General features: G+C 41.7%; 9 protein-coding genes. 5 read left to right on the top strand and 4 right to left on the bottom strand.

What is annotated here, in order from left to right:
- Positions 1–110 precede the first annotated feature (110 nt).
- Positions 111–2,171 (bottom strand): methionine--tRNA ligase, encoded by a 2,061-nt coding sequence (gene metG / locus ACPUEN_RS19710; RefSeq protein WP_425637636.1) that lies wholly within the window; start codon positions 2,169–2,171, stop codon positions 111–113.
- Between the two features lie 97 nt (positions 2,172–2,268).
- Positions 2,269–2,901: a TetR/AcrR family transcriptional regulator gene (locus tag ACPUEN_RS19705; protein ID WP_425637635.1), complete on the bottom strand. Its 633-nt coding sequence runs from the start codon at positions 2,899–2,901 to the stop codon at positions 2,269–2,271.
- A gap of 244 nt (positions 2,902–3,145) precedes the next feature.
- Here ACPUEN_RS19705 and ligA point away from each other — a divergent pair, with 244 nt between their 5' ends.
- The 5 genes from ligA (at position 3,146) to ACPUEN_RS19680 (ending at position 8,948) form a co-directional block, all read left to right on the top strand.
- Positions 3,146–5,596, top strand: coding sequence for an NAD-dependent DNA ligase LigA (ligA, locus tag ACPUEN_RS19700; RefSeq protein WP_425637634.1), 2,451 nt, complete (start codon positions 3,146–3,148; stop codon positions 5,594–5,596).
- A 148-nt stretch (positions 5,597–5,744) separates the two neighbouring features.
- A complete protein-coding gene (gene dapA / locus ACPUEN_RS19695; protein ID WP_425637633.1) occupies positions 5,745–6,608 on the top strand; it encodes a 4-hydroxy-tetrahydrodipicolinate synthase in 864 nt (287 codons plus the stop codon).
- Between the two features lie 2 nt (positions 6,609–6,610).
- Positions 6,611–7,921, top strand: a complete 1,311-nt coding sequence (gene xseA / locus ACPUEN_RS19690; RefSeq protein WP_425637632.1) for an exodeoxyribonuclease VII large subunit — start codon at positions 6,611–6,613, stop codon at positions 7,919–7,921.
- Positions 7,918–8,106, top strand: coding sequence for an exodeoxyribonuclease VII small subunit (gene xseB / locus ACPUEN_RS19685; protein ID WP_111612923.1), 189 nt, complete (start codon positions 7,918–7,920; stop codon positions 8,104–8,106). Before xseA ends, xseB begins: the two co-directional genes overlap by 4 nt.
- 137 nt (positions 8,107–8,243) lie before the next feature.
- The gene (locus ACPUEN_RS19680) at positions 8,244–8,948 is read left to right on the top strand and encodes a hypothetical protein (RefSeq protein ID WP_425637631.1); all 705 of its coding nucleotides are present in this window, start codon (positions 8,244–8,246) and stop codon (positions 8,946–8,948) included.
- Positions 8,949–9,070: 122 nt separating this feature from the next.
- Here ACPUEN_RS19680 and ACPUEN_RS19675 read toward each other — a convergent pair whose 3' ends face one another.
- Together ACPUEN_RS19675 and ACPUEN_RS19670 are read right to left on the bottom strand one after the other, a co-directional pair.
- The gene (locus ACPUEN_RS19675) at positions 9,071–9,571 is read right to left on the bottom strand and encodes a UpxY family transcription antiterminator (RefSeq protein ID WP_111612925.1); all 501 of its coding nucleotides are present in this window, start codon (positions 9,569–9,571) and stop codon (positions 9,071–9,073) included.
- A 139-nt stretch (positions 9,572–9,710) separates the two neighbouring features.
- The gene (locus ACPUEN_RS19670) at positions 9,711–13,115 is read right to left on the bottom strand and encodes an efflux RND transporter permease subunit (RefSeq protein ID WP_425637630.1); all 3,405 of its coding nucleotides are present in this window, start codon (positions 13,113–13,115) and stop codon (positions 9,711–9,713) included.
- Positions 13,116–13,117: the final 2 nt, after the last annotated feature.

Below are 13,117 nucleotides of genomic sequence, written 5' to 3'. Positions count from 1 at the left end.
AGATTATAGATTTTAGAATCAAGAAAAAAGAGCCAAGAAATTCGAATACATATCCGAGTTCTCGGCTCTTGGTTCTTAAATCTAATTTCTCAAGTCTAGATACTTGCTACTTAAGAAATTCCCGATCCACTAGCTGTGCCCTCATGCGGCACCATCAGCTTCAGCTTGCCGTCTTTGTCCTCGGCCATTAGAATCATACCTTCAGAGTCAATACCCATCATCTTACGTGGAGCAAGGTTAATCAACATGGTTACTTGCTTTCCTACCAAAAACTCAGGTTCGAAATGCTCAGCCACACCACTAAGGACTGTTCTTTCACCTAGCCCGCTATCTACTTTCAGCTTCAGTAACTTCTTGGATTTTGGCATTTTCTCCGCTTCCAAAATTGTCACTACTCTCATATCAAGCTTCGCAAAATCATCGTAAGTGATTATCTCTTTCATAGGTGTTACGGGTGCATTTTCAGCTTCATTCATCTTCTTGGCATCTAATAATTTTTGTACTTGTTTTTCTACGGTTACATCTTCGATTTTTTCGAAAAGTAGCCCCATCTCGCCTAAGGAAGTCCCAGCTTTCAGGAGTTCTTCCTGACCAGCTTCGGACCAATCTATCTTTTCCATCCCAAAAAGTTCAACCAGTTTCCCTGCAGTAAATGGCAAGAATGGCTCTGATACAATCGCCAGATTTGCAGCAATATTCAAGGCAATATTTAGAATGGTTGCAGTTCGGGTCTCGTCAGTTTTGATGACTTTCCAAGGTTCTGTGTCCGCTAGGTATTTATTGCCAAGACGAGCCAAATCCATCACAATTCCCAATGCTTCACGGAATCTATAACGCTCGATGGAGGCTGCAATTTTCTCAGGAAATTCTGCCAACGCATCCAAAACCTCCTGATCATAGCCAGTCAACTCTCCGCGCTGAGGGATGATTCCCTGATAGTATTTATGTGTCAAAACCACTGCCCTATTCACGAAATTGCCGTAAATCGCAACTAGCTCTGAATTATTCCTAGTCTGGAAATCCTTCCAGGTAAAGTCATTATCCTTTGTCTCAGGAGCATTTGCCGTCAGCACATATCGAAGCACATCTTGCTTACCAGGAAATTCTTCCAAATACTCATGAAGCCAAACCGCCCAGTTCCGTGAAGTAGAAATCTTATCCCCTTCAAGGTTCAAAAACTCATTTGCGGGGACATTATCTGGCAAGATATAATCTCCATGCGTTTTCAGAATAGCAGGGAAAATAATGCAGTGGAATACGATGTTGTCTTTGCCTATAAAGTGCACCAGCTTGGTGTCTTTATCTTTCCAATACGGTTCCCAATCGACTCCTTTTTCCGTAGCCCACTCCTTGGTAGAAGAAATATATCCTATAGGAGCATCAAACCAAACGTAAAGTACTTTACCCTCCGCGTCTTGCAATGGCACTTTGATTCCCCAGTCCAAATCACGGGTCATAGATCTAGCCTGCAAACCATCACCAGCTTCTAACCAAGAGCGGCATTGTCCCAACACATTATTTTTCCAATCGTCAGCGTGATCCTCTAGCACCCATTTCTTTAGAAAACTCTGATATTTTGCCAAGTCCAAAAACCAATGCTTGGTTTCTTTCAATACTGGAGTTCTCCCACTTAGCTTTGACTTTGGGTTGATTAGATCTGTTGGACTCAGGGAACTACCACATTTCTCACACTGATCTCCGTACGCATTTGGATTGCCACATTTAGGACAGGTTCCTTCAATATAACGATCCGCCAAAAACTGGTTTGCTTCCTCATCATAGTATTGCTCAGTACTTTGCTCGAGAAACTCACCTTTTTCATACAAGTCCTTGAAAAATCCCTGAGCAGTCTCATGATGAATCGGTGCAGAGGTACGGGAATAATGATCAAAACTGATCCCAAACTCCTGAAAACTCCCCTTCATGATCTGATGGTAGTGATCCACCACTTCCTGTGGCGTTTTACCTTCTTTTTTGGCTTTAATTGTGATCGCTACTCCATGCTCATCCGAACCGCAGATATAGGCCACGTCTTTGCCTAAGCTCCGCAAGTAGCGCACATAAATATCTGATGGTATGTAGCAACCAGCCAAGTGACCAATGTGAAGTGGGCCATTGGCATAAGGAAGCGCAGAAGTAATGGTATATCTTTTGAAATTGGTATTGCTCATGTCTAATCTAAGATTCGAAATAGTAAACCCCGCTTTGAAATTTAAAATTCAATGCAGAATTAGGGTGCAAAGATAGGGAAATCAGACTTAGGCTACCTTAGGCATTTGCAAATTCATTGCGTGCTTCATCTGTTAGAATACCGTTGTAAATAATAGTGATTGCCTGATCGTAGATATCTGCAGGAGGAATCTTCATTCCTTTTTGGATAGGTTCGGGAAACTGTGCTGTAAACTTAGGATCCATAAGAGATTGTATCGCTGTGGCATATAGCATCACCACCAAATTGACATTAACAGCAGGATTAACCAAACCCTCACTAATCCCTTGATCCAGCAATTGCTTGAATCGGGTATAAGCAGACTCCTTAATATACTCCTCCAAACCCTCCCAGATCTCCGGCGCATGTTCCCGCAAATCTTCAAATAGCTCAGGATTAATCGGCCCCAGCAAAGAAGCCATCACGGTCAAAGTAGATTTCAGCTTCAGGGGAAAAGAAATATATCGATTATCTACAATCGCCTCCACTTTGGCTGTAAGCTTCGTTTTGGTCACTTCAAAGGAAGCCGCCAGCAATTCAAACTTTCCTGGGTAATACTTATAAAGTGTCTTCTTACTCATCCCAAGCATTTGAGCGATATCATCCATGGTGGTATGCCGATAACCTTTTTGCAAAAATAGTTTGTAGGCTGCATCCAAGATCTTGCTTTCAATATTGGCCTTATTAGGCATGGGTAATTGGGGATAAATAGATAAAGCAAAGATTTAAAAAAATGGGAGGATAAACAATATAACTAGTTTGGCTACTTGTACTGTTAAAATACACCTTTCGACTATTTCCAACTTCTAATAACTGTAAGTTTCCATGCAACACTTTGTGGCTAAAAAATTCAACCTAACGTGAAAGCCGAAAATTCAATTGCGCCTTCCCTATCGAAATCCTATTTTTACAAGCCCTAATTTTTCAATAGAAGCCATGAATCCACAGGAAGCCGAAAAGCGAATTGCCCAACTGAGCCAGGAAATCAATCACCACAATAATCTCTATTATCAGGAAAGTAACCCTGAGATCTCTGACTATGAGTTCGATAAGCTTTTGGAAGAACTGATTGCTTTAGAAACAAGCTTCCCAGATTTACTTGACCCAGATAGCCCCAGTCAACGAGTTGGAGGCGCAATAACTAAGGAGTTTCAAACGGTGGAGCATAGCACTAAAATGCTTTCTCTTGGAAACACCTATTCAGTAGAAGAGCTAATTGCCTTTGATGAGCGTGTGGTGAAGGGGCTTGGACATCCTGAGTTCGAGTATTTCTGTGAAATGAAATTCGATGGGGTTGCCATCTCTTTGGTCTATGAAAATGGACGTTTGGTAAGGGCAGTTACCCGGGGCGATGGATACCGAGGAGATGATGTGACTGCTAATGTGCGCACTATCCGTAATATTCCTTTGGAAGTAAAAGGAGATAACATTCCAGCAATTTTCGAAGTGCGAGGAGAGATATTTTTACCATTAAAGGAATTCTTGAAAATCAATGCGGAACGGGAAGAAGCCGGAGATGCGCTCTTAGCAAATCCCCGAAATGCTGCTTCAGGCACACTGAAAATGCAGGATTCCTCGGTAGTCGCCAAGCGTCGATTGAATTGCTATTTCTATCAGTTATTAGGAGATGACTTGAGTGTAGACACGCATTCTGAAGCAATATCTTTTATAGAAAAATGGGGATTCAACGTCTCCCAAACCTATAGAAAAGTTGCAAACATTCAGGAGGTAATCCAATACATAGAAGATTGGAAAGAAAAGCGTTTTTCGCTTCCAGTGGATACTGATGGAGTGGTTTTGAAAGTCAACAATTACGATCAGCGGGAGGAATTGGGTTTTACTGCCAAAAATCCTCGCTGGGCAATCGCATACAAATACAAGGCAGAAAGTGCGGAGACAGAACTGCTATCTGTGACTTATCAGGTGGGGCGAACAGGCGCGATCACTCCGGTTGCAAATCTCTCTCCAGTGAGTTTGGCAGGCACCACAGTGAAGCGGGCTTCCCTCCACAATGCAAATGAAATTGAGCGCTTGGACCTGCATGAAGGTGATTTTGTCTTTGTGGAAAAAGGTGGAGAAATCATCCCAAAAATCACAGCAGTTAATCCCGAAAGAAGAAGTACCGAAGCAAAACCTATTTCCTATATCACCCACTGCCCTGAATGCGGAACTGAGCTGGAGCGAAAGGAAAGCGAAGCCAAGCATTATTGCCCAAATGCGGAATCCTGCCCACCTCAGGTCTTGGGAAGGATCGAACACTTTGTTTCGAAGCGAGCGATGGATATCGACTCCATGGGAACGGAGCGAATCAGAGCCTTGATCGATCAGGGATTCATCATTGACCCATCGGACATTTATGCTTTGGAAGCAAAAAAAGAGGAATTGCTCGGGCTGGAAATGTCGCAGGATCAATATGAGACTGAGGGAGATGGCATACTATATATAACCTTAGAAAAAGCACTCTATGCGTTGACAGAAGGAATTACTTCTAAGCAAGTTCATGATTTTCTAGTCGAACACACCGAGTTGCCACTGGCAGAAGTACTAAGAGCTTTCCAGGATCAAATTAGAAAATGGAAGAAAAAAGTCCCTTCCAATACTGGAATGATAGATTACCTGATCTCGAACCTGAAAGATCACAACCTTCCTAAACTCGAAGATTATGTCCCAGTTGCTGTAGTTCTGGATCTTTTTCTAAGCAGAAAAGTGGATTTCCAACAGGTGCTAGAAGTCAGTAAAAAGGAAGGAACTGTGCACGGCATTTTGTTAAAGCTCAATCTGGACCTCAATCAGGATTTAACCGATCGAATCAAAAAGCTCAAAGCCAATACCTTCCAAGATGGGGTCATCAAAAACATGATGGAAGGAATTTCAGCATCTAAGAATCAACCTTTCGAGAAAGTTCTTTTCGCTTTGGGTATTCGAAATATCGGAGAAAACACAGCTCAGTTGCTTGCCAGACATTTTGGAACAATTGAAAAATTGGAAGCTGCTACTTCCGAGCAGTTGCTAGATATCAATGGTGTAGGCGAAACGCTAGTACATAGTATTCAGGACTTTTTTGCGCAGCCAAAAAACCAAGAGATCATCACTCGACTGAAAAGTTTCGGCCTGAATTTCGAAGTGGACGCAAGCGAATCCGTCAAACTTGGTAACTCGCTGGAAGGCAAGCGAATTTTAGCTAGCGGAAAATTAGTGCATTTTAAAAGAGATGAGATCAAAGATGCCGTCATCGCGCATGGTGGCCAGTATATTTCTTCCGTTTCCAAAAATCTCGATTTCATCATCGAGGGAGAAGATATGGGTCCAAGTAAAAAGGAGAAGGCTCAGAAACTGGGCGTGCCGATGATTAGCGAGGATGAGTTTTTGAAGATGATAGGTATGTAGAGATTACAGTCATCAGTCGCAGTCTCAGTTAGTGATCCCCCAACTGCGACTGGAAACTGTGACTGAATACTAGAAAACCCTTTTTTTCAAAAAACAGAATGTCAATTCCTATCATCCCATTATCTTTAGCCTCCCAAACCAATAAACCATGAACCAACTTAAAGGAACCGGCGTAGCCCTTGTCACCCCATTTCATGATGATTACTCGATTGACTTCGATGGACTAAAACGTCTTATCGATCATGTTATCGACGGTGGAGTGGACTATTTGGTGGTTTTGGGTACTACTGGAGAGACCGTGACGCTGTCTACTTCTGAAAAAAAACAAGTGTTAAACGCCTGTCTTGAATACAATGCAGGCCGCGTACCAGTGGTTTATGGAATGGGCGGAAATAATACCATGTCCGTATTGAGTGATATTTCGAAAACGGATTTTTCGGGGATTACCGCTATACTTTCTGTTAGTCCTTATTACAACAAACCTACCCAAGCAGGAATTATTGCTCACTATAAAGCAATAGCAGACGCATGTCCAGTCCCGGTAATATTATATAATATCCCTGGTAGGACTATGTCCAATATCACGGCTGAAACAACACTAAGCCTAGCCGAGCATTCTAATATTATCGGAATGAAAGAAGCAAGCGGGAATTTGGAGCAGTGCATGCAGATCGCAGCGAACATGCCAAAGGATTTCTTGTTGGTATCTGGCGATGATTTGATGACCAAAGCGCTGTATAGCATAGGTGGATCAGGAATCATTTCAGTAATGGCAAATGCTCTTCCTGCTACTTTCAAGGCTTTATGCCATGGTACTGAAGAAGAAAGTCTGAACGCTGCATTCTCACTTTTACCTCTGAACGGCCTTATGTACGAAGAAAGTAATCCTGTAGGGATCAAGAACTTGCTTTGCCACATGGGGATCTGTGATGATCAAGTAAGATTACCTATGCTTCGAGCAAGTTTGAGCCTGAACCAAAGGATCAAATCAGAATTCCAAAATCTAAAATAAACATGCAAAATGCCAGATCTATATCCGAACTCAACAGGCTGATCCAACAGGCTTTGGAGACGGAGTTGGATCCGGTGATTTGGGTGATCGGCGAAATCGCAGATTTCCGGCAGGCACCTCAAGGACATGCTTATTTTGAACTGGTAGAAAAGCAGGGGAATACTGTTCAGGCCAAGATTAAAGCAAACCTATGGTCTTTTGCCTATAGGGCTGTAGCGGCAAGATTTGAATCCATCACAGGATCCAGTATCAAAAACGGCATGAAAGTACTCGCTCAAGTAGCGGTCAACTTCCATCCAGTCTATGGCTTAAGCATCAATGTAAAGGATATCGACCCTTCCTTTTCGCTGGGTGAAAGAGCAAGAATTCGCCAAGAAACCATCGATAGACTTACCACAGAAGGCATACTTAAGTTAAACGCTAGACATCTCCTTCCTGCTGTAATCCAAAAAATCGCAATTATCAGCAGTCCAACTGCGGCTGGATACGGTGACTTTGTAAATCAATTGGAAAATAACGCCTACGGGTACCAAGTCTATCACAAGCTTTTCCCCTCAGCCATGCAGGGAAATGAAGCTGTGGCATCTTTGATCAAAAGTTTGGATGAAATAGATGCTGTAAAAGAGGAATTGGGAATAGAAACCGTGGTGATGATTCGAGGAGGTGGTGCTCAGTTGGATCTGGATTGTTTCGACGATTATAGACTTGCCGCCAAAATTGCAAATTTCTCCTTGCCTGTTCTCACGGGAATTGGCCATGAAAGAGATGAAAGTATTGCCGATTTGGTTGCACATACCAAGCTTAAAACCCCTACTGCAGTTGCTGAATTTTTACTTTCTGGTTTCCGGGAATTTGAAGAGAACTTAGGATTAGCCATGCTTCGACTTGATCGCGCGACCCGGCAAAAGCTAAGTGAAGAACAAAGCAAAATCCAGCAAGTAGCCCATCAAGTAAAGGCAATTTCAGAAGGAAGAATGAAACTTGAGGCTGAGAAGTTAAACTCTTCAGTTAGTCGCATTAGAATCTCAGGAAAAAATATCCTGCAGATCCAAGAAAATAATTTAGCATCTCTTGAGAAAAATATGGTTCGGGGATTGGATAGTTTTTTACAAAAGCATAATCAGAAGCTAGAAGCTAAGGAATTACTCCTGCGCCAGTTAAATCCAGCCGCTATTTTTGCCAGAGGCTATACCCGAACAGAAATCAACGGAAAACCTGTGGGAACAGTAAAGCTCCAACTTGGTGAGGAAATGCAAACCTACACTTCCAATCAAAAAATCAGTAGCACTATTACACAAATTGAGGAAAAATGAGTGAGTTAAAATACAATGTAGCCATGAGCAGATTGGAAACAATTTTGGCTGAGCTAGAGGAAGGCAAGAAAAGTGTTGACGAACTTTCTGAATTAGTCAAAGAAGCAGCTGAGCTCGTAAAAGCCTGTAGAAGTAAGCTAAAAGCTACAGAAGAGGACATTAAAAAAGCGTTTGAAGGGGCCTAATTTATTATTCAGAATATACTTTTTTCCCCTTTTCCCTGTTTTAAATATAATTCTATGCAGGGGATTGGCATATTTGTTGCCAAATTTGCAATCAAATCCTACCCTAAGGTCATTTTACTTATTTAGGAGCCGCTATTATGTCAACTTTATTCAAACTTTCCGCATTAGTTTTATTTCTTTTTGCAAGTATAAATTTACCTGCCCAAAGCTTTTATAAGGAAAGGGAGTCAAGAGATAATATTCTAAGCATAGGCATAGGTCCTTCCTTTGCCTATTTGGATAATGGTGGACAATACCGAGCAATTAATTTTGAGATAAAGCCTTCTATTTCTGCTTCATTAACCAAAAGGCTAAATGACAGATTTGAGGTGAAAGCTACCGGTGGCGTACAATGGATTTCTAGTGGAGGTGATCCAAGCAAAGCTGTCACCGACATCTGGGCTGCAAATAATTCAGCATTTACTGCGGTCGGCTCAGCATACTATTTTGACTTGATGCCTAGCTTTTACATTGTGCCTTTTGGAAACCACATGAATAGGAGTCTGTTTAATTTCTATGCAGGGTTTGGGATAGGAGTAATGGCGGTGAATACCAAACAAACCAAATCCTTCAGTAAGGATGAAGTGCCACAGCGTGAAAAAATAACAACTGGCTATGTACCGCTCAGAGGAGGGATTACCTATTCGCTAAATGCTTTTTCGGATATAGCTTTGGAAGGCACCTTATTGACTACTTTTACGGATAATCTGGATGGAAATGTTAATTTCAATAGGTTCGGAGACCATTTGGTACAAGGGCAAATCGTCTATAGAAGATACTTTTTCTCTAAATTCAAGGATTAAATAGTCCCATTATTTGATTGTATAGTAAACCTAGAAGGTAAAAAAGAACTAGAGTTAATTATTTGTGACTTTAGTTTTGCTACAAAAATCCACAAGAAATAAGAAAGCTTTTCGAAGCCTGGTCAATTCACTACCTCTAGGAATTTTCGCGGCACTGAGATCAATAAATTCTGATAGATCCCTGGAATTCTAATCAGAAAGTAATCTTTATTTCCTTTTTCAATAACTTCTCCAGTCATGTGCTGAAGGGGTCCTCCGATGACCTTCACATTTTCCCCTGGATCAATCGTAGACCCATCTGACTCTACACCTACACCTGTTTCAATTACCCGCTTTATAATATCCAAATCTTCCTCTCTGATAGTGGCATGATGACCAGAGAAATGCACAAACTTAACTGCTCCAGGAACCTGCAGGCATTCCCAGAGTTGGTTACGTTTGGTTTTAACGAATACATACCCATTGAACATGGCCTTTTGGACTTTCTTCTTGCGATCCGACCACTGTCGAAGCTCCTCAATCATAGGTAAATAGACTTCAAAGCCTCTTTCCTTTAATCTGTCAGCTACTTTTTTCTCAGATCGTGAAGTTGTGTACATCACATACCACTTTAATTCTTCCATCTCTTCATTCAACTATTTGGGATGGCGAACTTACAAATTCCATGCTTGAAAGGGAAAAAATATATCCCTCAAAACACAAAAAACCTCCGAGACATAGCCCCGGAGGTTTTAACAAAAAAAACCACCAACCTTAATCCAATCAAGATTTAAGTTTGCTGATTCTCACGTTGAGTTTATCTGCCAACAAATACATGACTGGTACGATGACTAACGTAAGGAAGGTCGCAAAGGTTAGCCCAAATATCACCGTCCAAGCCATTGGTCCCCAGAAAGCGGCGTTATCTCCTCCCACATAAAACTGAGGATCAAAGGAGCTTAGCAAAGTCCCGAAATTAATGTTCATTCCTATAGCCAAAGGTATCAATCCAAGCACTGTCGTAATGGCTGTTAGTAATACAGGACGCAATCTAGTTTTACCTGATTCTACAATACTTGCAATCATCAGCGGGAAAGGCAAATGCTCTTTTGGCCCCATTCCCAACTCATCTCTTTTTCGCTCACGTACCAAGTTGGTGTAGTCAATCAATACGATCGCATTGTTTACCACTACACCTGCCAAGGAAATAATCCCAATACCCGTCATAATCACAACGAAGTCCATATTGAAAATCACTAGCCCCAAGAATACCCCAATAGTACTCAAGACCACCGATGCCATGATAATGAATGGCGTGGTTACGGAGTTAAACTGCGCCACAATGATTAAGAAAATCAAGGAAACTGCAATTCCCAAGGCGCCCATCAAGAACTCCATTGATTTCTGCTGCTCCTCCTGCTCACCAGTGTACTTTACTGAGATTCCATCAGGAACTTCATAATTCTGAAGAACCGACTGAATCTTTGCATTCACCGCTGTAGCATTATAGCCGTCTAACACATTGGAATAAATCGTTATGGCTTTCTCTAAATCTTTCCGCTTTACCGATCCATAGGTAGAACCATATTTCACTTCGGCCACAGCCGAAATCGGTACTTCACGTTTATCACCAAACTTATCTCTAAAGCCAATTTTCTTATTGACCAGGGTATTGATATCGTATCTGAAACCTTCTTTCAGTCTCAATTGAATGGGGTAATCATCCTCTCCTTCTTTGTATTTGGAAACTTCCAAACCAAAAAGTGCAGTCCTAAGATCAGTCGCTATTTGTGAAGTAGACAAACCAAATCTCCTAGCTTTTTCCCGATCAATATCCACAATTACTTCCGGGTTGCCGAGTGACAAATCAGACTTCAATTCCTCTACACCTGCAATATTTTGATCATTTAGGTATTCCTTCGTTTTGTTGACAAAGGCAATCAACTGATCGTAATCTTCCCCGGCAAACTCCAAGTTGATAGCCTTTCCGACTGGAGGTCCATTTCTCTGCTTATCTACAGTTACCAAAACACCCGGGTATTTCACAGCCAAGTCTCGGATCACTTCCATAGCACCATTCGTATTTACTCCTTGCCTGTCGATGTAATCAACAAACCCTATGGTGATTTTGGCTTTATGTGGAGTGGGCTGATTACTTGGACCTTCGATTGGATCGCCAGTACCTTCACCTATCTGGGAAATCACTGACTCCAAAATATCCTCATAATCTGCAAGCGCTACCATAAGCTCGTCTTCCATCTCATTCACAAAGTCATTCGTCGCTTCTATATCCGTACCGATAGGGAATTCCACAAAGACATTGATCAACTGAGGCTGGTTATCTGGGAAAAACAGGACTTCGGGAGCTCTCACTACCAGTAGCATCAATGATAGTACAAGCAAGAGTACAGTTCCGCCGAGAAACCCATAAGGCTTTTTGCCATTCAGTGCATAAGTCAAAATAGACTCATACATATTTTCCAACTTGACCAAAAAGACTGTCTGGAACCAACGGATTGCCTTTCTAAGTAGAAAGATATTAAATACAGTCAGTAACGAGCCAATTAGCATCAAAGAACCAAAAGCTGTCCATCCTATCAGATAAAAAAGTGCAGAGAGAACCAATAAAATTCCAGCTACAATGATTGATTTTTGCTTCGGCTTATCTTTTGTAACATCCTCCACCTTCATATAAAGTGCAGTCAACACTGGATTAATAACCAGCGCTACAAAAAGAGAAGATGATAGTACGATGATCAAGGTTATAGGAAGGAATTTCATAAACTCCCCTACCGTATCCTGCCAAAAAGCAAGCGGAAGGAATGCCGCCAGCGTAGTCGCTGTAGAAGTAATAATCGGCCAAGCAACTTCCCCAACACCTTCTTTCGCAGCTTGAAGAGCACTCTTGCCTTCGGACATCAATCGATAGATATTCTCAACTACCACGATACCATTATCCACCAGCATACCCAGCGCAAGGATCAAAGAGAAAAGCACCATCAGATTCAGTGTAATCCCAAATGCATTCAGCACCAAGAAAGAGATAAACATGGAGAGAGGAATCGCTATCCCCACAAATAATGCATTCCTAAAACCTAGGAAAAACATCAAAACCAACACCACTAAAATCACCCCGAAAATGATGGAGTTTTCTAAGTCAGACACTTGGAGTCGGGTTGCTTTTGACTGATCGTTTGTGATAGTAATTTCAAGATCTGGAGGAAATCTATTTGCCTTAGTTTCATCAATTATCTCCTTGATTTTATCTGCAGCATTCAATAAATTCTCCCCACTACGCTTCACCACGTTGATCGTAACTACTGGTAGATTTTTGCTTCTGGCATAAGACGTTCTCTCCTTGTATGTGTCTTTTACATCTGCCACATCACGTAGATAAACGATCTTTTGATTATCAGTTTTGACAATGATATCCAATAGATCCATCGGATCAGTAAACTCACCATCTACACGAAGTGTACGCTGAAAATCCCCTGCTCGAATATTACCACCGGATATGGTTACATTCTCTGACTGAATAGCGGAAGATATGTCACCAAAACTTACTCCAACAGCTTCCATTTTGTATGGATCGGCGTTGATTTGAATCTCACGCTCAACGGTTCCTGCTAAGTCAGCCTTGGAAATTTCCGCAAGTTTCTCGATCTCATCCTCTAGATACTCACCAAATTTCTTCAGTTCTGCTTCTGAGTAATTACCCGAAATATTCACGTTCATGATCGGGAAATCAGAGGTATTGATCTCCAATACATTTGGATCCTGATCGAGATCAGTCGGCAACTCACTTTTCGACTTGTCCACTGCATCCTTTACATCCTGAATCGCTTTGGAGATTTCTACACCCGGATTAAATTCTACTACGATAGATGAAAAATCCTGAACTGATGTGGAAGTGATATCCTTCACGTCATTGATAGACTTGAGTTCCTTCTCGATCGGTCTAGTGATCAGGTTTTCCATATCCACCGGCGAATTCCCTGGATAAGGTGTACCCACATATACCGTAGGGATTACAATCTCAGGGAAACTCTCCTTTGGCATGTTACGATAAGCATTCAGCCCAAGGAAAGAAATTATCAGTGTAAGGATCACCACTGAGGTTGAGTTATCTACAGATAAACTGGATAACCCAAACTCGCGTGTAATTTTTGGTTTTTGATTTTCCGACATCT

The sequence above is a fragment of the Algoriphagus yeomjeoni genome, assembly GCF_049821175.1.
GTDB lineage: Bacteria > Bacteroidota > Bacteroidia > Cytophagales > Cyclobacteriaceae > Algoriphagus > Algoriphagus yeomjeoni_A.
The sequence above is the reverse complement of the archived record's forward strand: the minus strand, read 5'-3'. Positions and strand labels throughout refer to the sequence as shown.

Coding starts and splice junctions, on each gene's coding strand:
- dapA (WP_425637633.1), top strand. CDS start 5,745: ATGAACCAACTTAAAGGAACCGGCGTAGCCCTTGTCACCCCATTTCAT.
- xseB (WP_111612923.1), top strand. CDS start 7,918: ATGAGTGAGTTAAAATACAATGTAGCCATGAGCAGATTGGAAACAATT.
- ligA (WP_425637634.1), top strand. CDS start 3,146: ATGAATCCACAGGAAGCCGAAAAGCGAATTGCCCAACTGAGCCAGGAA.
- metG (WP_425637636.1), bottom strand. CDS start 2,171: ATGAGCAATACCAATTTCAAAAGATATACCATTACTTCTGCGCTTCCT.
- ACPUEN_RS19675 (WP_111612925.1), bottom strand. CDS start 9,571: ATGGAAGAATTAAAGTGGTATGTGATGTACACAACTTCACGATCTGAG.
- ACPUEN_RS19705 (WP_425637635.1), bottom strand. CDS start 2,901: ATGCCTAATAAGGCCAATATTGAAAGCAAGATCTTGGATGCAGCCTAC.
- ACPUEN_RS19670 (WP_425637630.1), bottom strand. CDS start 13,115: ATGTCGGAAAATCAAAAACCAAAAATTACACGCGAGTTTGGGTTATCC.
- ACPUEN_RS19680 (WP_425637631.1), top strand. CDS start 8,244: ATGTCAACTTTATTCAAACTTTCCGCATTAGTTTTATTTCTTTTTGCA.
- xseA (WP_425637632.1), top strand. CDS start 6,611: ATGCAAAATGCCAGATCTATATCCGAACTCAACAGGCTGATCCAACAG.